This is a genomic window from Imperialibacter roseus (assembly GCF_032999765.1).
In the GTDB taxonomy this organism is placed as follows: domain Bacteria; phylum Bacteroidota; class Bacteroidia; order Cytophagales; family Cyclobacteriaceae; genus Imperialibacter; species Imperialibacter roseus.
In genome coordinates this window covers 4,000,165-4,023,374 of sequence record NZ_CP136051.1, presented here as the reverse complement: position 1 = coordinate 4,023,374, position 23,210 = coordinate 4,000,165, and the positions used below count along the sequence as shown (strand labels likewise).

Below are 23,210 nucleotides of genomic sequence, written 5' to 3'. Positions count from 1 at the left end.
CAACGAATGGCTGAAGTAATCAGAATGCCAAAAATGAGTGACACCATGGAAGAGGGTGTTATCGCTTCATGGCTGAAGAAAGTGGGGGATACAGTGAAATCTGGTGATATACTCGCCGAAGTAGAAACCGACAAGGCAACAATGGAGCTGGAATCATATGAGGATGGCACCCTCCTTTATATTGGTGTAAAGGAGAAAGAAGCTGCCCCTGTAGACGGAATCATTGCTATTATAGGCAAGAAGGGAGAGAATATTGACGGGTTACTGAAAGATGTGAAGAGTGGAGCAGCAGGCAACGGCGCTGCTGAAAAGGCCGCAGAGAGTGCCGCCCCGGCACCAGTGGCCAGCGCACCCGCAGAAAAAATTGATACTTCAGGCATTAAGGCAACGGTGGTGACAATGCCAAAAATGAGCGACACCATGACGGAGGGAGTTATTGCCTCATGGTTGAGCAAAGTAGGAGATACTGTGAAGGCAGGAGACATCATTGCCGAAGTGGAAACTGACAAGGCTACCATGGAATTGGAGTCTTATGAAGATGGTACCTTGCTGTATATCGGCGTAGAGGCTGGTAGCTCTGTGCCAGTGGATGGTGTTATTGCTATCATTGGGGAGAAAGGTGCTGATTACAAAACATTGCTGAAAGCACATGAAGCGGGTGCTGGTTCAGCTCCGGCTGAGGAAAGTGCTCCCCAGGCGGCAAGTGCGCCTGCAAGTACTTCAAGTGCGCCAGCGGCTTCAAGCCAGGCGGCCACTGCAGATCATTCGTCTGACAATGGAAGAATAAAAATTTCTCCTCTGGCCAAGAAAATGGCTGAAGATAAAGGATATGATATCCGTCAGATTGCCGGCTCCGGCGATGGAGGCAGAATTGTGAGAAAAGACGTAGAAAGCTTTAGTCCTTCGGCGCAACCATCAGCTCCGGCTGCTGCACCAGGCAAGGAGGCGCCCAAAGTGGTATTGCCATCGATAGTGGGCGAAGAAAGCTTCGAAGATGTGCCGGTTTCTCAAATGCGGAAGGTCATCGCCAAAGGTGTGTCCGATAGCAAATTTACTGCGCCGCACTTCTATGTGACCATGGAAATCAACATGGACAAGGCCATTGAAGCCAGAACAAGCCTGAACGACATATCGCCGGTGAAGATCTCGTTTAATGACATGGTAGTCAAAGCAGCAGCGGCGGCTTTGAGATTGCACCCCGATGTAAACGTGTCGTGGAGAGGTGATAAAATACGGATGAACAAACACATCCACGTGGCAGTGGCTATGGCTATACCGCCGGATGGGCTGCTGATGCCTGTTGTTCGTTTTGCAGACAATAAGTCACTGTCGCATATTTCGGCTGAAATAAAGGAATTCGGGCAAAAGGCTAAAGCTAAGAAGCTTCAACCTACCGATTGGGAGGGAGCTACCTTCAGTATTTCCAACCTTGGTATGTTCGGTGTAGATGAATTCACAGCTATCCTGAATGCGCCTGCCTCCTGCATATTGGCCGTAGGCGGTATTAAGGAGACTGCGATTGTGAAAAATGGTCAGCTTGTGCCGGGCAATATTATGAAAGTGACGCTGACTTGCGATCACCGATCAGTGGATGGAGCTATGGGTGCTGCCTTCCTGCAGACGCTGAAGAAGTTCCTCGAAGATCCGATCAAACTGCTGGTTTAAATAAAACACTGTCTTTTTGACACATCAAAGCCAGCAGGTATCATACTTGCTGGCTTTTTTAGTTATTGTACCAATCAGGGAAACTAAACACAGCTAAAAAGCGGTTTCTCATTATCATACACAAAATGGAAAAAATCAGATCAACAACCGTGCTGGCGGTTCAGCATAACGGGGAAATTGCAATAGGGGCCGACGGACAAGCTACCATGGGTAATACCGTTGCTAAAAACAATGTTAAGAAGATCAGAAAGTTGCTTGATGGTAAAGTAGTAACTGGTTTCGCCGGCTCCACTGCTGATGCCTTTTCGCTGCTCGACAGGTTTGAGGAAAAGCTGAATGCTTACGGCGGCAATATGAAGCGGGGCGCTATTGAGCTGGCTAAAGACTGGCGAACTGACAGGTACCTCAGGAAACTGGAGGCGATGCTGATCACCGCCAGCAAAGAGGAAATCCTTGTTGTGTCAGGCACTGGCGACGTGCTGGAACCAGAAAACGGAGTGGCTGCGATAGGCTCAGGTAGCATGTATGCTCAGGCGGCTGCTATTGCTCTCAAGAAGCACGCACCACAACTGACAGCTGAAGAAATAGTGAGAGAGGCGCTCAATATTGCTGCTGACATCTGTATTTATACCAATCACAATTTGATAGTAGAGAAACTCTAAAAGACACATGTATACCATATACCATAACCCGAGATGCGGCGCCAGTCGGGAGGCGCTGAAAATATTACACGAAAGAGGAGGAGAGGTAAGGATTGTGGAATACCTCCAGAATTGCCCGACCAAAGTTGAGTTGCGGGGCCTGATCGAGAAACTTGGAATCAAAGCTGAAGACCTGGTGCGTAAAAAGGAGCCTGTGTTCAAGGAGAAGTATGAAGGCAAGACGCTGACAAGTGCGCAGTGGATCACCGCTATGGTCAACGACCCCATTCTTATCGAACGCCCGATCATCGTAAGGGATGGCGTGGCGGTGATAGGAAGGGGAGAGGAAGAGATGGAGAAGATACTGAATTAGGTGTTTTCTGGGTTAGAAGGCCCGCTGCTTCGCTGGTTTTTATTGACTCATTATAAATGATATATTTATAGTTGTTTGAGAAACACCATTATGGAAGGTTTAGTGATCAACAGAACTAAAGAGTGGACTGCCAGTGACTATCAGCTACTGGGTGAAAGCGCTGCGCCTTGCCAGTTAATTGATGGAGAATTATTTATGAGTCCCGCCCCAACACCTGAACATCAACGTGTCGTTCGGAGGTTGTTCAAGATATTGGACAGCTTTGCTGCCGGCACAGGAGAGGTCTTTTTTTCCCCCATCGATTTGTATGTAGACGATAGGAATGTTTTTCAGCCGGATCTGATCTATATAGCAGAATCAAACGCTAATGCTGTCACAAAAAAGGGTGTCGAAAAGGCGCCAGATTTGATTGTTGAAATAATTTCCCCTTCAAATAGCTATGTTGACAGGTATACCAAGAAGAAGGCGTACCTAAAAATGGGAGTGAAGGAATACTGGATCGTCGACCCGGCTAATCAAACGTTGGAAGTATTTTCGGAGGATTTGGATGTCGTCGATAAGCCGTCCTTTTTTCTTTCGCAAGGTGGCATTGTTTCCAGTCGTGTGATCCCGCAACTTAAGTTTAATCTCGAAGATATCTGGAGCTAAAACAACTGTCGATAATTGATAATCAACTATCGACAGTCCCCTATTTTTTATCCAATCGCCTTTTTCAAATCTTCGATAAGGTCATCTGCACCCTCAATGCCCACACTCAACCTGATTAACGAATCACTCAGTCCGTTTTTGATCCTTTCCTCACGGGGAATAGACGCATGTGTCATGCTGGCCGGGTGATTGATCAGCGATTCTACACCACCCAGGCTTTCCGCCAGTGAGAAAAGTTTAGTAGAGCTCAGCACTTTGTTGGCTGCCGCTATTGTTTCGTCTTTTAGTGTAAAAGAGATCATCCCTCCAAAGCTCCGCATTTGCTTTTTGGCTATGGCGTGACCAGGGTGGTCTTCAAAACCCGGCCAGTATACTTTGCCCACTTTTGGGTGGTTCTTCAGGAAATGTGCGATCTTCTCACCGTTTTCGCTGTGGCGTTCCATGCGTACGTGCAGCGTTTTGATACCACGCAGCACCAGGAAGCAATCCTGGGGGCCGGGAACCGCACCGCAGCTCTTTTGAATAAAGTAGAGCTTGTCTTTCAGGTCTTTGTCGTTCATGACCAGACAGCCGTGGATCACGTCGCTATGGCCTCCGAGGTATTTGGTGGCAGAGTGCATCACAATATCTGCTCCCATGTCAAGCGGGTTTTGCAGGTACGGCGAAGCAAAGGTGTTGTCCACGCACACGATGATGTTTTTACCTTTGGCCAGGTTGGCCACTGCCTGAATGTCCACGATGTTCATCAGTGGATTGGTTGGTGTCTCTAACCAAATCAGCTTTGTGTTGGCATTGATGTATTTGCTGATATTTGCTGCATCCTGCATGTCAACAAAGTGAAACTTAATGCCAAATTTTTCAAAGACCTTGGTAAACAGCCTGTAGGTGCCTCCATACATATCACTGGCAGCTATCACCTCATCGCCGGGGGCCAGCAGCTTGATAACTGCATCGGTGGCAGCAACTCCACTGCTGAAACAAAGGCCATATTTGCCATTTTCCAGAGCTGCAAGGGCTGTCTCCAACGCCTCACGGGTTGGGTTCTGAGACCGGGCGTACTCATACCCCTTGTTTTTTCCCGGTGCTTCCTGCACGTAAGTGGAGGTTTGATAGATGGGAGTCATTATGGCTCCTGTGGAGGGGTCTGGCTCTGCGCCGGCGTGAATAGCTTTGGTTCCGAATTCCATATAAAGTGAATTATTTGGGTATTATGTGGTTACTTGTGCCGCAAAGTTAGGTTTAGTCAGCTTCTTTCAAATGCTTGTACGAGAAATCATTCGCCGCAGTCCCGCATCCCTGGTGCTTATTCTTTGGATGGCGGCCATGCCACTTATTTTTAGCACCATCACGGGTTATCAAAGCTGGCAGCACGCTGAATGGCTCACTGGCCTAACGCAGCTACAGTGGGCTTGGTTCTTTTTGCTGACTGTTTTTACCATGGCCTTTGCTTTTACTCCCACCACGTTTGTGGCAGCGCTTAGCGGCTACTTTCTGGGCTTCGAAAGTTTGTGGTTGCTCGTGCCTGCTTATATGCTGGCGTCTTTACTTGGCTATGCGGTGTCGCAGTTAATTGGGGCTAAAGCTGTTCAGGCTGTTTTTGATGCTTATCCACGCTCAACGGCTGTGCTGGATGGCTTGAAGAAGAACGACCTTCTGCTGGTGATCATGTGCCGCATTTCACCGGTGCTTCCATTTGCTATCATGAACGTAGTACTTGGTTACACGGGCATACGGATAAAACCTTTTTTGTTGGGCGGGTTAATTGGTATGCTTCCCCGAACGGTGATGGCTGTGGCTATTGGGATGCAAATGGAGGCTTTGGCCACAGGGAGCCTGTTCTCGTTGCTATGGATTGGATTACTTGTGGTAAGCTTTGTTGGCTTGGGGTGGGTTTTTAAGCGTTCAATAAATCGCTCCCAAAGCAAGAACGGCGTCTAGCTGGCCAGTATGAAAAATCAACGGCGGACCAAAGGCCCGCCGCTCATCAAACTGTAAACTGTAAACTGAAAAATAAGACAATCAAGTAACCAACCTATGGTTCTTCATTGCACCGACCTAACCTAAATTTTCCAACGATCTTTGAATGAGCATGCAAAAAGCTCACCTGATATTGTCATACAAACATGCCTTTGCTGCCGTCTTTTATGTTGCCTTTATCTTCTGTGATATACAGCATATTTCCTTTGATGAACTTTAAGCGCCTGAACTGATTGGCATTGTCCTTCGATAGTCTTTAAACAGCTTCATCATTTTTGGAGGATGATTTCCAGTCAATGAATATGAAGTACTTTTCACAGGATTGCCTTGCCAATTCTCCATGAGAATGAAAGGTGCAACGAGGAATATTTCGGCTAAGCATTGCCCCATCGGCAAGCTTATCCGCTCTTATTCACGAGGCTTTATTGGTTAGCAATGATGCCTTAGCTGGCAATAGAGAAGGTAAAGCCTTTTGTCGGGAGCGACCTCGGCGGATTTTGTAGGGTGTTCTGACGGCGCAGAAAAGGGAATATCAAAATTGAATGGATACGAGGAATTGGCAATATTGGGCCAGCCGATGTCGGGTATTTTAAATTTGTGGTACGAGAGGCTTGATTTTTCCTCCAGCTGGTTGCTCAATTCAGACTCTACCTCGAACAAGTCTTCTTTTCCAGACAAGCTTTCCATCCACAAAAATTCCGTGGTTGATGCCAGCAGGAACAAAGAAACTATTATAAGGAGATGTTTCTTTAACAATTGATTGGTAGTTATTGCCCAGCTCAATTCAGCACCATATTCATAGCACAGAAAGAACTATGTAAAACTAGTAGTTAGGCGCTAAAAAGTACAAGGGAATACGAGAATATATTACAAGTAGTAAATATCAATGGCAAGCTAGCCGACAGTGTCTGTTAGCGGTAATTTTCATTTAGTCCCCAGAAGAGAACACGCCCCCCGGAGCAAACTAAGAGCTACTTCACCTTTTCAAACGGCACATTGGTGATCCTGTAGCTGCGCCAGTCGTTGAAGTCAAAGTGCCACCACTCGTACTCATACACTGTAAAGCCTTCTGCTTCCATAGCGGAGCGGAGGAGGTCTCTCATTTGGCGCTGCTTTTCAGTGCCACCGGTATATTCGGGGTAAGAGCGCTCGGTCATTTCATCATACACTCCTGTCATTTCTATTTCCTGGCCTGTGGCAAGGTCGTACAGAGTCAGGTCAACTGCGCAGCCCCGGTTGTGCCTGGAGCCCTGATTGGGGTCGGCAACGAAGATGCGGTCTTCCACTGGGGTGATGTCCCAAAATATCTTCGTGACACTCCAGGGACGGTAACCATCGAATACCATCAGTCCTAAGCCTTTTTCCTTCAATGAGGCATTAATCTTGGCAAGTGCCTCTGCTGCCGGTCGCTGCAGAAAAGCCCTGGCCTGTGTATACACCGGTCGGCCAACAAGGTTGTTGTCGGTGGCATAGCGGATGTCGAGTTTGATGCTGGGATCCAGCGAAACAAGCTCCACCAGGTCAGTTTTTTTGAAGTCACCTTTTTCCTTCGGAGGATTTTTGGGCGAAGGGTGTGAGAGGTCAGCTTCCTGAGCGAACGCAGTTTGAATCAGTAAGCCACAAAGAAGGAGGAGCAAAAGTCTTTTCATGGTATTAAAGATAACAGATCAGATTTGAGGGGGTCAATTTCACATGAACTCATTTAACCATTAAGAGCAGGGCATTGAGGTTCTTACCAAAAATCTGGTTTGGTGGTGATTCCACCCTGCGTTCTGCAATCTCCACAATAATCACGTGCAAAGCTATAAGCGTAGGGCTTGCCCATTAAATCATAAGCGGCTTCTATTATCATGGCGTTGTCGCTAATGTCTTCGAGAAAGGCGCAGGAAGGCTGTGGGGTTGTTCTTGGTATTCTGATGTCGCATGTAAACTCCAATTGACAGCCCTTGGTAATTGGGGAGGCCTGAAGGTCGAGAGGCAATTCACCCTTGTTTATGAAAAAGCGTTCTTCATAAACTTCTGCTACGCCGAAATTTCCAAGGATCACTTCCGACCCTTCACCTTCCCGGCTTATGTTGCCAATTACTTCACCCGGCAGAGGATCAAAGAATGTCCCTAGCCTCTCGGTTACCTGCCTAAGTTGGTATAGATAGTCATATTCCTTCGCACTAAGCACTCGTTGCCTGATTAATATGCTATAGCGAACGGATATTTTTGGGGAGTATTTTGGTATAATGGTAAGCTCTTCTCCCTGAATAACGTCTTCGGCAAGTGCTGTTGATGTGCCCAGTAGTATTCTGGTGGAAGGAACGGTGAGGTAGCATATATTGACTGCCTCTTCAGCAGTTCTCTGCACAGGTTGATTGTTTTCAAAGGTAAAACCAGAATTGAAATAAGAACGATACTCGTAGGTTTCTGAATACTCCCAGCTATAATACCGGGAATTTCCAGTGTCATCGTGAGTGTTCAGCCTTATGCTTAGCCCCAGGTTGTCATTTGAGAGTCCGTAAGTCAGGCTGTCGATGGGAGGAGTGCTTCTCACCGTGACAGGTTCCGAGGTATAGGTTGCACCGGATGCAGTCTGCACTCGCAGGGTGTAGGATGCTGTTTTGTTAACTGGCATGTTTTGCAGCGCATATTTACCCAAGTCCAGTTCCTGCAGGGAGAAACTTTCTCCCTCGGAGGATTCAATCATCACCTGGGCGTTTTTTTCTGGGATGAAAACGCCACGAGAGGTCAATGGCCTGGAATGTGAAAGAGTGACAATGGCGGTGGAGTCTGTAGCATTGACAAAACCATCTACCACAAAAAGTTCTGCTGTTTCTGTATCGACGGATGGGTTAAATGGATCTGTACAGCTTACTACAACAGGAAATAGAATAGAGAGAGAAATAATACTTTTGCGGAGAACAACGCCAAAGGTTAATTTATATGTCTTTTTTGCTTTCAAAAATATAGTCAATGGATTGGACAATATAACACCTTTGAAAGCTAAAACAATTAGTATGGTTGTTGGAAATTGCTGTAGTTGACGAGTGATTTATAAGATTTAGCATGCCTGAGTTTTCTCTGGAAAAAGCCGAAGCTACCCGGCAGGCAGGGAAAGCTCAGCTGAATCATCCTGGCGGTTGTACAATTTTGGGTTAAGATGGCAAGTAGCTGCGGCTGAAAATTAAAGCCCGTATCGTTTCTTGAAGTTAGCCAGAAGCTCACTGTAGATAGCCTTGTTTGACAATGCGGTGGCCAATTCATGCATGCTAAGCGCACCATATGTGTCGCCCTGGTATTCGAGATGATAAGCGGTTTCCAGTGCGGTGATGGCGGTTTTTATGTCGCAAACATCAACCAGCGCCCGGTTGGGTTTGTCGAAGATGATCGTCATGCTGTTGGCCGACTTAAGTCCTTCACCCATTTCACGAACGGTTATTTGAAAACGATTAGACTCACCACTTTTGGCGTACTGCCTGACGTTCAATTTGTAGGTATTGCCTTTTACTATTTTGGTGCCAAGCAACTCGCTATTCTCATTCAAAATACTGAGCTGGTAGTCATTCGACTGGCTGTTGGGATTTCGGGTCCACCACCTCAAGCACACCTCCTGCACCGGACCGACTTTTAGATTAAAGGCTTGTGGATGTGAAAATTGAAGGTAGGGTACGTTAGCGTCGTATATTTCGTGGTGCTGATCGGTTTCAAACAAATGCCGGAGTGTAGGCCTGCTGTCGCCAGAAACACCGTCGTGGTTGTCAAAGTGGTAACCGGGCTTTTCGTAACCAGCTTTTAAATTGAACGGCTCGATGTTAATGGTCGTGTCGCCCTGAAACTCGAAGAAGCTACCCGAATAGTGCGCAAGCAGCAAGGTGCCTCCTTTAAGCTGCACCGTATCATCCCAGTTGAGGAAATCATAGGTTTTCAGGGGCTCGTTGCCCGCAAGGGAATAGGCGCCATCAGCGTAGATCACCTCAAAAGGATACAGTACCGTTGATTTTGACTTTTCCACATAGCTGGTGATGTGCGTTTTGGGGCTACATGAAAAAAGCGCCAGTACAAAAAATGTTGTTATGAAACGAGAAGAAATCATTGTCTAATGTTTGAGAAAAAGTTTAATCTACTATCGGCATTGTATCACAACCTGCCCATCAAAGTCTCGCCGTGGTTTTGCAAGGATAAAAAATGCGACACCGAGGTTAAAGTAGCTTAGCCAGGCAGGCAAGCACTCAGGGGCTGCAATCTTTAGCTCAGATTAGAAATGATGATTTACGTGAATATCCGAAAAAACTCCCGGAATGAACAGAAGACGGTGATTTAATAAGGAGACTTGGCTGGAAAGCACTCGCTATTGGGGATAAGCTTACACTGGCTATCATTCCTGCTGAGAAACGCTTTGATCCTGCGATAGCTTACCTGGCAATCTCCCCAGCCTTGATGCAATTATTTACTCCCCGACAGCGGAATCAACTGTGCATTCAAATCAGGATCTTCCATGTCCTTGTCGAATGGGAACATGGGCCTGTTGATTCTTTTGAACTCCAGCCTTTCGAGGGCCTGATCTACACCTCCTGGGGTCGTCGCCATGACCCAATCGGCTCGCATGTCGTAGAGCTCTGGCACCAGGTAACCGATTTTCACCACTACAATGTCTGATGCACGGGGATTGAGGCCCAGGTTGGTAAAGTCGCTTTCCCGGTGGTAAGGCTTCCGCTTTTTAGTCACTATCACGCTCACGCTGCCGATTTTCACCACGACTTCTGTTTCTGCACTGGCGTCTCCCGTTTCAATGGCGGTTACTGTTCCGGTGAGCTGAATAGGGGGTGAAAAACGAGCGTCAACCGCTGCCCCTGCGGTGCCGGATACCTTGCCGCCAACGCCAGCGGCCACCGCCTTGTCTACAAACTCAGGGCCTGGGATGGAGGCGTAGATCAAAGAAGGGCCATCGGCTGATTTGAACTCCGGCCGGGCGAGTATTTGGGCCAGCGTCCAGGTAACGTCGCCGGCACCACCTGCTGTGGGGTTGTCGCCCATGTCGCTGATCATGAAAGGATGCTTGTCGCTGGCAATGGCCATGTCGAGGCTTTCTTTCAGCGTGGCAGTAGGGGCAATAAACTCAAACTCATTTCTTACCTCCCAGAAGGCATTGGCTAATGACTCAGCGGTGCTGGTGACTTTGGCCTTGTCGTCGCCGGTCACCATCACCACGGCGTGGTTGCGGGGCTCATCCGCCCAGGCGTAACCAATCCAGATGGCTGCATCTACAATGCCTTCCTGATCCGCCGCCGGAGCTACTTTGGCATACAAGCTTTTGCCGGGATCAACCCTGGTGCTGGTTTTTTCGCCTGGCAGCAAAATTGGCACAGGAATCCATGCCTTGTAGGCTGGTTTGCCTTTGCCGCTTTCAATTCTTTCCAGCAGGTTTTCCACCGCCCGCTTGTCCGACTCCCTCGAATCTTCATGAGGTGCCATGCGGTAGCAGGTGATGATGTCGCTGTTTTGGGCCAGCGTTTTTGATACGTTGCCATGGAGGTCCATCGACGTGGAGATGATTGTTTCATAGCCGACCACTTCCCGCACTCTGGTGATGAAATCTCCCTCGGGATCGTCGAGGCCCACCACACTCATGGCATCGTGGATATCGAAGAAAAGGCCGTCGTAAGGCAGGCTGTCTTTCAGCATGGTCAGCGTTTTGCCCACCAACGATTCGTAGGCTTCCCTCGTCACGGCGCCGCCGGGAATGGCGTGGGCCCTGAGGGTAGGAATCCAGTTGGCTCTTTTTCTGTCAAGCGAGTCCGGATTGAGAAATGAGTAGAAAGAAAAAACGTCGTTGCCTACCCTTGCCCGGAACATTGCCTCATCGGTAAGTGCGGGGGAGAAAGTGCTCGACTCAATGGCCAGGCCTGCGATGGCGATACGGGGAAGGGGTTTGGTGTCGTCCGGATTGTTTTGCTGGCTGCAAGAGGAAGCGAAGAGGATGGCTGCAAAGAGGTAGAGGCTAATTCTTTTCATATCGGTTGGTTCGGTTCTTTATTCAAATGTAAGGTGGCCTGCTTTTAAAGCAAAGCAGGATTGTGAGGTGTGGTTCATTTCTTTTCAGAATAGATTGGTCGGCGCTATTGTGTGGTGTCTTACGGGAATTGTGGCTTTTTCCAGGCCTTTTTGGTACCGATATGCCGCCCCGATGGGACTAGGTTGTGCGGTGAAGAAGCGTTGGTGTACCGATATGCCGTCCCTACAGGACTCGGAGGTAGGGTTGGGCAGGGGGTGTTTACTTCTTCCACTGATTCCCTCAGAGTCTCTCGCAGAGGACTCTGAGGGAGTACACCGGATGAGAGGTTTTAGGCGATTTGAATGCACCTACTTCTTCCACTGCTCCAACTGCCTTTGCTGTTCCGTGTAGGGCAGGCCTTGTTTTATCCAGTCTTTGGCAGGGTGTCCTTTGAGGTAATGGCCAAACCATTGCAAAATTCTGTTTTGGTAGTCATAGCGGTTTTTGTCTTCTCTCAAGCCATGGCCTTCTTTGGCATACACCAACAGCACCATCTCTTTGTCGGCCCGGCGGGCAGCATTGTACATTTCTATGCCTTGCCGCCAGTCCACGTTGGTGTCGGCGTCTCCCACTTCGAAAAGGAGAGGTGTTGTCATATTATCGATGTTCATCACCGGCGAGTTGCGCATGTAGCCATCGATGTTTCTCCATGGCGGCACCATCATGCGCTCCTGGCTTACCTCGAAATGGTAATTTTCGGGTGTACCTCCAAACGACCAGGCCACCATGCCGTACATGCTCACCAGGTCTGTTAACCCGGCTCCTGCCACAATAGCAGCGAAGATCTTGGTGTTGGTGGCTGCAAAGGCTGCCTGATAGCCGCCCCATGAATGCCCTACGAGTCCTACTTTTTTAGGGTCGACCAGGCCTTTGTCAACTACAGTTTTCACAGCGATCTCCATGGTTTTGGTAGAAGAGATGCCGGGGTCTCCCGCATCGAAAAGAATGTCGGGCTGCAACACGAAGTAGCCCTGGCTTGTCCACACCCGGTGGTTGTAGTAATGCCACTGCGAGGGGGCGATGTAGCGATGAATGTTTTGCGACAGAAACTCATACACATAGGTGATCATCGGATATTTTTTACCTGGCTCATAGTCATCGGGATAGAACAGAGAACCCTGAAGTTTGACGCCGTTGGCATTGGCGTATTCAATGAGCTCGGCTTTGCCCCATCGGTAGTCTTTTTGAAATGGATTGGTGGCAGATACCTGACTGCCTTCGCTACTGCCGTTTTTGGAAACGAAATAGTCGGGAGAGTCTTCAAAGCTCTCCAGTACGTAGGCTATGGTAGCGGCCTCTTTGGCTTTGATCAGGCGAGTGGCCCGCATATCATCCCAGCAAAGGCTTTTGAGTTTGCCCTGGCTTAGCACAGCATAGCCCTCTTTCTTGCTCCATTCGCCAGTTTGGTGGATGTACATCGGCTGCTTGAGGTCGATGTACTCCTGATCATTATCGATGGAAACAAAGCGGCTGATGGTTTTGTCCTGCGCTCCGTTGGTCAGGTTGGTCGCTTTGGAACCGTCCACTTTGAGCGACCAGGTGTCGTATTTCGAATGCACGTAGACAGTGGTGCCAGCTGCATCCCAGCCGACGAAGCGGTAAGGCGGCTTTTGTTCTACCGGGTGGTCGTCTTCCTTATCAACAAATGAGGCAGAGAGGCTGCCTGTGAGGTTGATACTTTTGCCCGACTGGAAGTTGAAAGCATGGTAGTTGTCATCTTTGAGGTAAACCACCGTTTTACCATCGGAGCTTACATTGTAGAGGCGGTTTACCTGCTCCAGGATCTTTTGTTTTTGGCCGGTTTGGCTGTCGATCGTGTAAACGTCGGCATTGGATCGGCCAAACATGCCGTCAAACTCATAGGGCGTTTCGTCGAGACCGAGAACTATCGACACGTCCTTCTGCCACAGGGTTTCCTCCGTGAGGTCATCCCCCAGCTGCACAAACTTGTTGCCTGTCAGATGCCACACGGCCAGGTAGCTCTGCACCCTTTTTCGTTCTGCCAGCTGTTTTTGCTCAGGGATTACATGCACATCGTTACTGTTCCAAATCTCCAGCGCCGGCGCCTCTTCGTACAGGGCTTCCTTTTCCGGGTCGGGTGTTGTTTCTTCGCTTTCGTCTTTTTTGGAGGGCTTCTTCAGCCAGGTCATGGTTTCGAAAAAGACGGAGCTACCGTCCTTATTCCATCTCAAATTCGAATTGCTGACGATGCGGGAGTTAGCCGGAAAATCAGGGATGGTCATTTGATCAAAGGTCAGGGGGGAAGAGGCAGCACTTGCCAGTTTTTTCCAGGCTAAAACGATGTGCGTGGAGTCTTCGTAGCCCTCATTAGTCACCGACTGGTACACGGCCAGGTCGTCGCTGTTTTTGCGCCAGCTGAGCCCTTTGTAGTAGGCAGCGGCGCTGTGCAGCAGCTTTACCGTATTGCTTTTTCCATCAAAAAGCTGGACACCGTTGCCTTCTTTGCCTGCTGTTTCCATGGCCATGGCCAGCAGCATGCCTTTGTCCTGCCATTTGTATTCGGCCACATTGCCAAAGCTGAAATCTTTGCTGGTGGCGAGGTTTCTCACCACAATATCATTTCCTTTTCCGCTGCCGTACCTTTTCAACACCACGAACTGACCATTATCACTGAAATCGAACCCAGCCACTTCTTTCACTACCACACTGTCGCCCGTTGCCAGGTTGATCAATCCGAAGCTGGTATGCACAGGCTTCTTGTCTTTCTCCAGCTTCTTGCGTTCGGCTTCCGGCAGGTTGATGAGGTAGCCCAGCCATTGGTTGTCACCAGAAAAGGCGGCGTCGGTGCCTTCCTTCAACACTCTGACTTTCTCGTTGGTCAGGTTGTGGAGGCGGAGTTCGTTTTCCTTGTTGTTTCTGTCGATGGGATACACCAGCCAGGCGCCATTGGCCGACAGCTGCCCGTCGTTGCCCAAGCTTTCCCACTGACCGAAGTCGGTGGACGTGAGGGCCTTGAGTGAGTCCTGTTGAAATGCGATGACCGGGTGTAGAAGAACGATCGAGATGACCAGTGAAAGCAGTAAAATGAGTGGTTGATGAGTCCTTTTTTTCATTGCAGTGAGTGTTTGACAGAATGATATTAAGGGATTGTCTGCAAAGTTCCAGCAAGGTTGACGCAAAGTTATATGTATGGCGCTGAGAAGATGGCTGCCTGGAGCCGCTCAATTACAAACAACAGCATCCTACCCATGAGGGAAGTTGGGCATACAAGTGTTAAAAGCCGAACAACTCCTCCATTTATGGCAGCATTTATTTCACAGCGGCATGCGCTCCTTGCTTTGCGCATCATGGTCGGCATCATTATGATGGCTCATGGCTTTCAACGGCTCTACTACGGCACGGTGGCTGACTTCGGCGGCTACCTCGATTCGCTGGGGCTGATGATAGGTACGCCCATCGCCTGGAGCATTACCCTGTTTGAGCTAGGGGCTGGTGCAACGCTTGCCCTTGGTTTCTTTAAGAAATGGATCAGCCTGACCTGGCTGCTGGTGATCGTGCCGGGCATTTTTCTGGTGCATTTACCGAACGGCTGGTATGTGGTAGGGCCCAGCAGCGGCGGCATAGAATATAGCTGCCTGATTGTGGTTTGTTTGCTGGTATTGGCAGCGGAAAGAAGCTAAAAAGCCTCGGCTGGTTTCCAATAATCGTGCGCCATGTCCGGACATTAAAGGGGTTACTCTTGTGGCGGAGCACAGAGTAACCCCTTTAATTCTTGCCTTGCGGACCAACGCCTAATTCATGTTGGCATTGGGCAGCACCAGCAATGGCACTCTGGTCTTTAGTGTCATGCTGCGGGTGTTGCTGCCTTTTAGTAGCGACTCAAGAAAGCCTGTTTTGTGAGGCACTATTACCAGCAAGTCGGCCTGAAATGCCTCTACCCCCTTGACAATGCCTTCGCCAATTTTTGAACTCCCGATAACGCTGTATGAATGATCAACATCCTCCAAAAGGTTATCTACAGCGCTGATCATCTCATCCTCAACGGCCACGGCAGCCCCAGCCTTTGCTTTGGTGTCTACATGGAATACCTGCAGCTCTGCGGCGAACTTCCGGGCAATTTCCTTCATCAAATCAAGGTGGTTGTCCTGGTCGAGGCAGGTGTGCTCATAGGCATACAGAATTTTTTGTATGCCCTTGAAAGGAACGTCGCCGGGTACCACCAGCACCGGGCAATTCAGTCGCTTGATAGCTGCCGTGGTGGTATTGCCAAACAGTTCGTATTCTATCAGGTTGGTCTCCATGCCCATTACTACCAGGTCGGCGTTACGATCAGCAGCGAATTGCGACAGCTCTCCGATAGTATCACTCGCTTTGCTAACCCAGCTCACTTTCAATCCGTATTTCCTGGCGGTTTCGTTCGCCAGCTTTTGCAGGTCGCTGTTATTGTGGTCGATCATCTGCTCTAAGGCGGTGGGGCTAACAAGGCCGTTGGCAGCATGGGGGCTGAGGTGGTAAGAATTGAAAAGCACCAGGTCGGCTTTGACAACCGACGCCAGGTTGGCGGCATATTGAAGTGCGTTATTGGCGGCGGGTGAATAATCGGTGGCTATAATTATCGTGTTCATGACTGATGTGGTTTGTTGGGTAAATCTGGCATTTATCCACCGGCCACATCATGACCTGTGTCAGCAGTTGAGGTGATTTTTGTGGGTGTGGAGGCATGGGAATGCTGTCGTGTGAGACACACGCCAGAACGGCAGAAGCCGGGAGTGCCGAAGTGGCATGTGAGACACCTGCCAAAACAACGCACGGCAGAACAACAGGCAGTCCCATTAAAGAGGTTACTCTTGAACGATAGCAAAACGATTAAAGAGGTTACTCTTGCATGGGAGCAGAGAGTAACCTCTTTAATTGCTACGGAAAGGCCAGAAATGCTACCTGTAGCTCGCCCAGCTTTTTGTAGCCCAGGGCGTTCATGTGGATGGGGTCGTGGTAGTACAAGTCTTTGTTGTAGACGTTGTAGCCGCCCAGTGTAAACTGATCGAGGTAGGGGATGCCATGGAGTTCACAGATCTTCTTTTGCATGTTTACGTGCTCCGCCATGCCCTTTGGATAAAACGGATCGTAGGCTCCTCTGTCGTTAAAGGCTTTGCTGGAGGTGAAAAAGTAGATAGTGGCCTTTGGGTTGAGTTCGTAGATCTTTTTGATGCAATAGTTGATGCCGCCTGCCTGGGTGATTAGCTTTGTCTTGTCGTAGCCGTCAAACTCGGTGTAGTCGGTGTAGGTGCCTACCGCCCGGTTGTTGGTGTAGTCGTTCGTAGAGGCCCAGAGGATGTAGATGTCAAACACACCAGCTTCATCTACCTGCTGCTGCAGCGACTTGCCCTGCAGCGACGAAAAGCCAGCGCCCGGCACGCCATAGTTGGTGATTTTCATGCCCAGCTGTCGTTCCCATTGCACCTTGGCACTGTCGCTGGGAGGAATCACCGACACCGAGCCACCAAACACCGCCACCGACTTGCCGTAGTTGGGCGAGGCGTTGATGGCCGCTGCGTCCGGCCGGGTTTGGGCCAAAACACTGCCCGGTAGTAGGAACAAGAGCACTGCCCAATAATTGATATGTTTTTTCATGGTTTTAGGTGTTTTTGGTTGAGCCATCGCTTGATTTGTCGATTAATATGGCTTCAATGTAAGAAAAATGGGGGAGGTGGCGCAGAGAATTGGGTGGTGGGCGATGCAATCGCCTGTCTTGCAGACCTTCGTTTGGGCTGACGCTCAGCGGACGAGGACGGGGGTTAAGCACCAACCCATCTTTTGCTTACTTTTTCAAGATCAATTGATTTTGTTGGTTTATTAACCCAGCCCTTTACGAAGCTTATATCGTTGGAGTCTGGTAATTGCGTTCGTGAAAGTTTGTTAATCCTGATGCGGCTTGGTAATGCAGCAGCTTCTCCAACAAAAATTGCCTCACGCCTGGTAAGAGAAGGCAACATTTTTGTCAAGCCAACTAAACTATCAGGCAAGAACCTAGAGACATGCTCTTGGTCGCTGGAATTGGTCAGTCGAAGAATTATCCATGAATTGCATTGCGATAAAACAGTTGCCTCGACATCAGAAGGCCTTTGGGAAATGAGCATTAGACCAATACCATATTTCCTGCCTTCCTTCGCTATTCGCCTTACAGCTTCCTGAGCTTCTTTGTATTGTGCCTCACCGTGATTCGGCACGTATCGGTGGGCTTCCTCACAAATAAATAAAACAGGATCTTTCTCTCTTTCATCTCTAGTTTGCCACAACTTATATTGAAATAATAGTCTTGCAATTAAAGCGGTCAAAGGTCCCGCTACCTCATTAGGCAGACCTGAAATGTCGACGATTCTAAGGTTCTTGTCTCCAACGCCACCTACAAATTGATGAAGTACTGTTTCTAGCGTAGGTGACTTTGCGCTATGCTCCTCCATTAAAAATGATAGTTGTGGATTAGAACGTAAGACTTTCAATTTTTTAAGAATCGATTCAATTGATTGCCTGTTTTTATCACTAGGAGTAAGTGACTTTGATTCATTTGCTTTACGCCCTTGAACTTTATCGAGATGTTTTATGACTTCTGAAAGTTGAAATGGGACAGGCTTGTCTCTATCAAAATTTAAAATATCACTCTCTGTTTTACCTGCACAGGGAACTTCAGAGTTGGCCTCACCTAATGGATCTAGACCAACATTTTCAACCAGACCTGTATTAAATAATCTGGCATATGTTACGGCCTGATGTACCATATTGGTCTGTGATGTTGCTTCAAACTCTGTTTTACCAATTACAAGCGATCTGAATTCATCACTTGACATCAACCAGTAAGGTAGCTTCAGTTGTTCTGTCTTCATCGCTGTCGTCGAGGCCTCATTATATGCTTTGTACACAATTGCTTTACCTTCAAATGCTTTGGCATATTCACCATGTGGGTCAATAATTACTATTCTGGGTGATATGTTTTTGCCACTTGTTTGATGAGACAAAACCGAGTGAAGAATGGATGCTACAGTTCCGGATTTTCCTGAGCCAGTAGAGCCTAAAATGGCGCAATGATGTCCAAATAACTTGTCAATATTTGCTCTGCAGACAGCGTTATTACCTCCTACGTAGTTGCCGATTGGAACCATTGGATCGTCTTCACTTTCTCTTAAGTCCTCTGCTGCTCGATAGATGCTTTCTAGTTCATCATTAAGGCACAAAAATGAATCCTGCAATGGAAGTGGATAAGTTTCAACTCCTCTAACAAATGCGAGTTTCCGATCCTTGGAACTCCAAACACCTTGACCAAACAAATCTGCTTCCAAAATCCTTTTGTCATCGCCAGGCGAAATGGTTGTTTTCCCTTCTTCTGCAAGGATGTCGGACTGCATTCTTAGCATCCTAACATATGCGAATAGTATTTTTCTTCCGAAGTGTATTTTGATAATACTACCAATTTGGCCTATAGAATACACTTGGCCGTAGACAGACCTAGTAAGCTCCGTTATCCTAATATCCAGTTCGATTCGAATCTGGTTTCCACTTACTTCTACAATTTTTCCGATTCTCAAAGACGGTAGCGTAACAAATAGTTCTTCAATCATGGTCGCCAGTTAAGATAAAATTTGTTAAACCTGAAAATGTCCACCAAACTAGATCCTTCTTGTCAGCGGGCTGGAGCGGGGATGTAGAGTTGTAATAGACTCCTTTTTGGCCTGCTACATAAATTCTGTTCCCGAATTGCTTATCTGTAAGCCATGTATCAAGTGTTTTGTTAATTTTAATAGAGCCATCAGGACTTTCTTGTGCAAATGCAATTATCGTGGTTCTATTGTCTCTACTTGATAAAGCTGCTTCTATTTCTGCATTGATATGGTCGTCTCCGAAGCTATAGCCACAAGTAATCAATACATTGTCATCGTTGGAATTCAGTGCGTTTCTGAAGCCATTAAACAAGTATGAAAATGGGTCTTTTTGGGTCTCCACATATTTTGTGGCCTGAGGATAAATCATTATCTCAGATTTATTTGCCAGATACTTTGTCCCGTATCTAGTTCTTACTAAACCTTTCTTTTCATCTCGGTGCCAATCTATTGACCCGTGAAGCTTGTAAAGCAGACATTTATTGGGCAAGCTATGGTTATCTTGAAATTCAAATTGCGGATTCCAATAAGCAATTGCACCACCAGAAAAACCGTCAACAACCGTGAACTTTTCTAACCCCAACGCATCCTCAAGCAATGTGTCATAATTGGTGGAAAAGAATGTGAGCTTTGATCGGGACAGCAAGTTCGATCTGTTAGAATATAAGGCTTGAACAAATTTGATATGGTGTTCTATTTCAACAATTGGCTTAGTAAAGCTGCCAACTACTTCTGATCCTTCGTTTGAATAACCATACCTAACTGTCTCCCCAATCGCAGAAATTATTGACCTGTGAAGGTTTAATAATTCATTCTTCGTTACAGATTTCCCCCCGACGGTTGCTGATTGTGTTTTTGATCTATCCGCTAAGGCGATTAGATCACCAATGTGACTTAAATAGTGTTCAATATGTGACTTATCCTGAAGTTCTACAGTTAGTGAATTATATATTTCGATATCCTTGTCTACTTTGGAAGCAACAATGAGATTTTTTATCCGATCGGTTAATGGGTACATCAATGGGATGTTCGATTTGTAACTAACACCAGCACCCAAAAGCCAATTTTGTCTACTCGAGTCAAGTTGCTTTCTTAATTCCTCTGTGATTGATTCAAAGTCGTGGCCTGCCATTTTAGTCATTTAGTTCCGTGGTTAATTTTTGCAATTGATCTCGCTCTGTTTTTTTTGGATCTATTTTTTAATCGATTTCCGATCCGGAAAAAATCCAACTAGTTCGACTTCTTGCGCACTAGGGCATATTTCTCATAACACGCTGATTATATTCTTTTTTTATATCCCCATCAATTTACTACCATTTTTCGATAAATCATCTAACCTTCTGTTTCGGCACCTTCCTGCATATCACAGCCAACCCGGATTTACCCAAAAAAGCCCTTTTCAACCGTTCCGAAGCGAGGTAGCACACTTCAGAACAGAACCGGTTCATCTTTTTACCGAGTTAGCTCCCTTCCGAACGAAGCTAGCCTACCATTTTACCGAACCTGTTCATCTTTTTACCGAACCCACTTCGTTTTTTGATTACTGTACGGAGCTATGTAAACCGCAAACGCACAAAAAAGTGCCTTCTACCCCCTCGCAGAGGGGGGTACCCCCCTTCCAGATACCCCCTCTCCCTGATTTTTGTGACAGCTGTCATCTTTTTGGTCACACCTGTTAACTCCGGGCAGGCAGCTGTTATGTTTTTGGAGGCACGGGTATGCTTTTTGGTGACAGCGACTAGTTTCGAACGGACAGCTGTATGCTTTTTGCTAGCAAGGGTAGGTTATCTGGTGGCCGCTGTTACTTCCGAGCCGAGGGCTATAGGTTACTTGGTGACAATGCGCTGGAAAATGTGTGAAGACACACATAAGGACGGGATGTAGGGATTAAGCGCAAGCCTGCGCTGGCCGGTCTACTCTGCCCGGCGGGCGCTTTGCGGCAGGTGGTGGTGGGTGGCTCACGGCCGCCTGACAAACGTTTTATTCGTTCGTTAGAAAATCTGTTACCAAAGAGTTCTTGTCAGACTCCATTTCACTTGTCCAGCTGTCTATCCACCATCTGCCTTTTTCAAAATGAAGTTGGATACTATTCAATCCTCTGATGTTTGAAGCAGTATTCAGGTCCGTTCTCACTTCAAAAGCACTCCATACCTGGGCCATGCTTCCAAAGTGACTAACTTCTCTTTTGAGCTCTTTTTCGTAAAAATCCTCTTTGGTTGATAATAACAGCGGAATGTATTCTGCTTCTAATGAGTGTGATTCCACATTCCCATTTTCATCTAACTTTGTAATGACAGCATTTTGTGAATGAATGTAACTATCTCTTTCAAATTGCCAGGGCTTTTCACTTGAGCCTGAAATCACATCATAGTAGGCGTCTATGATGGCGCTTATTGATTTTACGTCATCAGCATATTGTTCGCCTGTTGTTTGTCCAAACACTGACGAACTAAATGCCAATGCAATAATGAATAGTATAGTTTTTCTCATCATTCTAATTTTTACCAATATCCGGGCATAGGTCGATCCATGTCCCTTTTTTTATGATTTGGTTAATCTACCACCAAATTCTGAAAGATGGCAGAAGTAGCCAGCGTCTCCGGCAAATTAAAGGGGTTACTCTTGTGCTTCCGGACAGAGTAACCCCTTTAATTGGGTAGGGAGGTCTGGAAAATGTGTGGAGACACACATGAGAACCCGACATAGGGCTCAAGCACAAGCGGCGGCTTTGCACCAGGGGGCTACCGATAGATTGCGATTCTAATACAAATTAGTCTTTTCATCGTCTTTTATCATCTCATCCAGTTCTTCGGACGAGATATCAAGTTTTCCATGGTCAACCAGGGCTTTGCCCAGGGTGGCAATAGAGCGTTCTTGTCTTTCATCAACGGTCGTCCACAAGTTAGACCTGATGATACATTTGGCGCAGTGCATAAATGCCTCTTTCACTGTTACAATGATTGCAAATCCCGGTTTTTTACCCTGGCAGGATAAGAGCTCTAAAACCTTTTCGTCAGTTACTATTTTAGCCTCTCCATTCACTCTTAAGGTTTCTTTGATGCCAGGAATCAGAAAGATCAACCCTATGTTGGGGTTTTGAATGATGTTGGTCAACGTGTCAGCTTTGTGGTTTCCTGGTCGATCGGGAATAGCCAGCATTTTATCACTCAATATTTTCACAAACCCAGCAGGGTCGCCTTTTGGGGAGACATCTAAATTACCCTTCAAGTCGGAGGTGGCTATGGTAATGAATGGTGATTTTTCAATAAAAACCCGGCAGTGCTCGTCGATATAGTTGATTGTTTTCCGAGTCACTATTTCGCTGGGGTATCCCATGATGTCACGGAGTTCCTGCTCGGTAGTAATCACTTTTTCGAATGTCAGTTCCATAATTCACTGGTTTGATTGTAGGATAGTTGGATACAGAAGCTGCATCTCCTTTTTATAATCCCCTTAAGTTAGCACCAATTTTTGAAAAATTACCGGGATGTGGTGCTGAGGGGATATGTGAAGAGACGCACTGAAACAGTGAGAATAGGAAATTTGGACGTCAGATTTTGTGATGAAGACTTAATTGCAGCTGGCCTTTGCGCCAGTTGTCTGTGGTCTGATTCATGAAGCCAAGCTGAATATTAAGCCCGGGTTTTACCACGTAGCCCATGGCGGTGTAGAACCTGTTGCGATCAAAAATTTCCACCGTACGCTCGTCCCCAATAGCTCTTTGGCCGTTCACGAACAACTCGTTGTAGAGCGCCAGGTATACGGCGTTTTCATCCAGGGTCGACTTGTTCAGAGGAATGTTGATTGATAAGTTGTAGCGGTAGCGTGTTCTGAAATCGTGGCCCTCAACGAACCGTTGCTCAAATCGAAATCGGTGATTGGTGTAGAAACGGTTACCCAGCTGAACCGGAAACAAAGCCTCCTGATAGATTCGGTTCTCACCTGTGGTCGACTTATCCGATCCGTAGGTGCCGGTAGTCACATTCCCGTAGCCAAGTGTGAATTTAATGTTGGCGCTTTCAGGTTTATATGTAAGTCCTCCTCGCACCAACAGCTGTTCCATGTCACCCGCAAGGTTCCAGTTGCGCAACTGCACATCACCCTGCGCACCCCAGGGGCTCTCCTTGAAGGTGGTGTTGAAGAAGTACATGTACCAGGCACCTACTTTGTCTTCATTAATTTGGCTCTTCGCATTCCGTGGAAGGAACAAAAAAATACTCACTGCTATTAGAAGGAAGCTCTTTTTCATTTTT

The 23,210-nt window shown here is 47.4% G+C and carries 20 protein-coding genes; 6 read left to right on the top strand and 14 right to left on the bottom strand.

All coding sequences use genetic code 11. The features are described from left to right. Window positions 1-6: 6 nt before the first annotated feature. From RT717_RS16870 to RT717_RS16855, 4 genes are all read left to right on the top strand, one after another. Entirely contained in the window at window positions 7-1,665 is a 1,659-nt protein-coding gene (locus RT717_RS16870) for a pyruvate dehydrogenase complex dihydrolipoamide acetyltransferase (protein WP_317487556.1), read from the top strand. Window positions 1,666-1,790: 125 nt separating this feature from the next. Further along, window positions 1,791-2,327 carry an ATP-dependent protease subunit HslV gene (gene hslV, locus RT717_RS16865; protein WP_151999427.1) on the top strand — a complete coding sequence of 179 codons (537 nt, stop codon included), beginning with the start codon at window positions 1,791-1,793 and terminating at the stop codon, window positions 2,325-2,327. A gap of 7 nt (window positions 2,328-2,334) precedes the next feature. Next, on the top strand, window positions 2,335-2,679 hold the full coding sequence (arsC, locus tag RT717_RS16860; RefSeq protein WP_317487555.1) for an arsenate reductase (glutaredoxin): 345 nt from the start codon (window positions 2,335-2,337) through the stop codon (window positions 2,677-2,679). A gap of 75 nt (window positions 2,680-2,754) precedes the next feature. Then, on the top strand, window positions 2,755-3,327 hold the full coding sequence (locus tag RT717_RS16855) for a Uma2 family endonuclease (RefSeq protein WP_317487554.1): 573 nt from the start codon (window positions 2,755-2,757) through the stop codon (window positions 3,325-3,327). Window positions 3,328-3,374: 47 nt separating this feature from the next. On the opposite strand, the gene RT717_RS16850 is transcribed toward RT717_RS16855, so the two are convergent. Next, entirely contained in the window at window positions 3,375-4,514 is a 1,140-nt protein-coding gene (locus RT717_RS16850; protein ID WP_317487553.1) for a cystathionine gamma-synthase, read from the bottom strand. Between the two features lie 70 nt (window positions 4,515-4,584). Between RT717_RS16850 and RT717_RS16845 the strand changes: the two genes are divergently transcribed. Then, window positions 4,585-5,265: a TVP38/TMEM64 family protein gene (locus RT717_RS16845; RefSeq protein WP_317487552.1), complete on the top strand. Its 681-nt coding sequence runs from the start codon at window positions 4,585-4,587 to the stop codon at window positions 5,263-5,265. Window positions 5,266-5,733: 468 nt separating this feature from the next. Here RT717_RS16845 and RT717_RS16840 read toward each other — a convergent pair whose 3' ends face one another. From RT717_RS16840 to RT717_RS16815, 6 genes are all read right to left on the bottom strand, one after another. Beyond that, window positions 5,734-6,060, bottom strand: a complete 327-nt coding sequence (locus RT717_RS16840) for a hypothetical protein (RefSeq protein ID WP_317487551.1) — start codon at window positions 6,058-6,060, stop codon at window positions 5,734-5,736. 215 nt (window positions 6,061-6,275) lie between these two features. Then, the gene (locus RT717_RS16835) at window positions 6,276-6,953 is read right to left on the bottom strand and encodes a M15 family metallopeptidase (RefSeq protein WP_317487550.1); all 678 of its coding nucleotides are present in this window, start codon (window positions 6,951-6,953) and stop codon (window positions 6,276-6,278) included. Window positions 6,954-7,036: 83 nt separating this feature from the next. Continuing rightward, window positions 7,037-8,254: a DUF4249 domain-containing protein gene (locus tag RT717_RS16830; protein WP_317487549.1), complete on the bottom strand. Its 1,218-nt coding sequence runs from the start codon at window positions 8,252-8,254 to the stop codon at window positions 7,037-7,039. 222 nt (window positions 8,255-8,476) lie between these two features. Beyond that, window positions 8,477-9,385, bottom strand: coding sequence for a hypothetical protein (locus RT717_RS16825; protein ID WP_317487548.1), 909 nt, complete (start codon window positions 9,383-9,385; stop codon window positions 8,477-8,479). 350 nt (window positions 9,386-9,735) lie between these two features. Then, the gene (locus RT717_RS16820; RefSeq protein WP_317487547.1) at window positions 9,736-11,304 is read right to left on the bottom strand and encodes a M81 family metallopeptidase; all 1,569 of its coding nucleotides are present in this window, start codon (window positions 11,302-11,304) and stop codon (window positions 9,736-9,738) included. A gap of 348 nt (window positions 11,305-11,652) precedes the next feature. Continuing rightward, window positions 11,653-14,418 carry an alpha/beta hydrolase family protein gene (locus RT717_RS16815; protein WP_317487546.1) on the bottom strand — a complete coding sequence of 922 codons (2,766 nt, stop codon included), beginning with the start codon at window positions 14,416-14,418 and terminating at the stop codon, window positions 11,653-11,655. 186 nt (window positions 14,419-14,604) lie between these two features. Between RT717_RS16815 and RT717_RS16810 the strand changes: the two genes are divergently transcribed. Continuing rightward, window positions 14,605-14,985, top strand: coding sequence for a DoxX family protein (locus tag RT717_RS16810; protein WP_317487545.1), 381 nt, complete (start codon window positions 14,605-14,607; stop codon window positions 14,983-14,985). Between the two features lie 111 nt (window positions 14,986-15,096). Here the strand turns inward: RT717_RS16810 and RT717_RS16805 are convergent, their stop codons facing one another. From RT717_RS16805 to RT717_RS16775, 7 genes are all read right to left on the bottom strand, one after another. Beyond that, window positions 15,097-15,930, bottom strand: a complete 834-nt coding sequence (locus RT717_RS16805; protein ID WP_317487544.1) for a universal stress protein — start codon at window positions 15,928-15,930, stop codon at window positions 15,097-15,099. A gap of 289 nt (window positions 15,931-16,219) precedes the next feature. Next, the gene (locus RT717_RS16800; RefSeq protein ID WP_317487543.1) at window positions 16,220-16,936 is read right to left on the bottom strand and encodes an SGNH/GDSL hydrolase family protein; all 717 of its coding nucleotides are present in this window, start codon (window positions 16,934-16,936) and stop codon (window positions 16,220-16,222) included. 164 nt (window positions 16,937-17,100) lie between these two features. Further along, entirely contained in the window at window positions 17,101-18,918 is a 1,818-nt protein-coding gene (locus tag RT717_RS16795) for an ATP-binding protein (protein WP_317487542.1), read from the bottom strand. Next, on the bottom strand, window positions 18,911-20,098 hold the full coding sequence (locus tag RT717_RS16790; RefSeq protein WP_317487541.1) for an SIR2 family protein: 1,188 nt from the start codon (window positions 20,096-20,098) through the stop codon (window positions 18,911-18,913). Before RT717_RS16790 ends, RT717_RS16795 begins: the two co-directional genes overlap by 8 nt. A gap of 839 nt (window positions 20,099-20,937) precedes the next feature. Continuing rightward, complete coding sequence (locus RT717_RS16785) at window positions 20,938-21,450, bottom strand: hypothetical protein (protein WP_317487540.1); 513 nt, start codon at window positions 21,448-21,450, stop codon at window positions 20,938-20,940. Window positions 21,451-21,717: 267 nt separating this feature from the next. Further along, entirely contained in the window at window positions 21,718-22,347 is a 630-nt protein-coding gene (locus RT717_RS16780; protein WP_317487539.1) for an MSMEG_1061 family FMN-dependent PPOX-type flavoprotein, read from the bottom strand. A 160-nt stretch (window positions 22,348-22,507) separates the two neighbouring features. Continuing rightward, window positions 22,508-23,206 (bottom strand): DUF2490 domain-containing protein, encoded by a 699-nt coding sequence (locus RT717_RS16775; protein ID WP_317487538.1) that lies wholly within the window; start codon window positions 23,204-23,206, stop codon window positions 22,508-22,510. Window positions 23,207-23,210 lie beyond the last annotated feature (4 nt).

Bases quoted from the DNA above. Each gene is read 5' to 3' on its own strand.
- RT717_RS16825 (WP_317487548.1), bottom strand. From the start codon at position 9,385: ATGATTTCTTCTCGTTTCATAACAACATTTTTTGTACTGGCGCTTTTT.
- arsC (WP_317487555.1), top strand. From the start codon at position 2,335: ATGTATACCATATACCATAACCCGAGATGCGGCGCCAGTCGGGAGGCG.
- RT717_RS16790 (WP_317487541.1), bottom strand. From the start codon at position 20,098: ATGACTAAAATGGCAGGCCACGACTTTGAATCAATCACAGAGGAATTA.
- RT717_RS16805 (WP_317487544.1), bottom strand. From the start codon at position 15,930: ATGAACACGATAATTATAGCCACCGATTATTCACCCGCCGCCAATAAC.
- RT717_RS16810 (WP_317487545.1), top strand. From the start codon at position 14,605: ATGGCAGCATTTATTTCACAGCGGCATGCGCTCCTTGCTTTGCGCATC.
- RT717_RS16815 (WP_317487546.1), bottom strand. From the start codon at position 14,418: ATGAAAAAAAGGACTCATCAACCACTCATTTTACTGCTTTCACTGGTC.
- RT717_RS16820 (WP_317487547.1), bottom strand. From the start codon at position 11,304: ATGAAAAGAATTAGCCTCTACCTCTTTGCAGCCATCCTCTTCGCTTCC.
- RT717_RS16835 (WP_317487550.1), bottom strand. From the start codon at position 6,953: ATGAAAAGACTTTTGCTCCTCCTTCTTTGTGGCTTACTGATTCAAACT.
- RT717_RS16850 (WP_317487553.1), bottom strand. From the start codon at position 4,514: ATGGAATTCGGAACCAAAGCTATTCACGCCGGCGCAGAGCCAGACCCC.
- RT717_RS16775 (WP_317487538.1), bottom strand. From the start codon at position 23,206: ATGAAAAAGAGCTTCCTTCTAATAGCAGTGAGTATTTTTTTGTTCCTT.
- RT717_RS16800 (WP_317487543.1), bottom strand. From the start codon at position 16,936: ATGAAAAAACATATCAATTATTGGGCAGTGCTCTTGTTCCTACTACCG.
- RT717_RS16785 (WP_317487540.1), bottom strand. From the start codon at position 21,450: ATGATGAGAAAAACTATACTATTCATTATTGCATTGGCATTTAGTTCG.
- RT717_RS16845 (WP_317487552.1), top strand. From the start codon at position 4,585: ATGCTTGTACGAGAAATCATTCGCCGCAGTCCCGCATCCCTGGTGCTT.
- RT717_RS16780 (WP_317487539.1), bottom strand. From the start codon at position 22,347: ATGGAACTGACATTCGAAAAAGTGATTACTACCGAGCAGGAACTCCGT.
- RT717_RS16795 (WP_317487542.1), bottom strand. From the start codon at position 18,918: ATGATTGAAGAACTATTTGTTACGCTACCGTCTTTGAGAATCGGAAAA.
- RT717_RS16870 (WP_317487556.1), top strand. From the start codon at position 7: ATGGCTGAAGTAATCAGAATGCCAAAAATGAGTGACACCATGGAAGAG.
- hslV (WP_151999427.1), top strand. From the start codon at position 1,791: ATGGAAAAAATCAGATCAACAACCGTGCTGGCGGTTCAGCATAACGGG.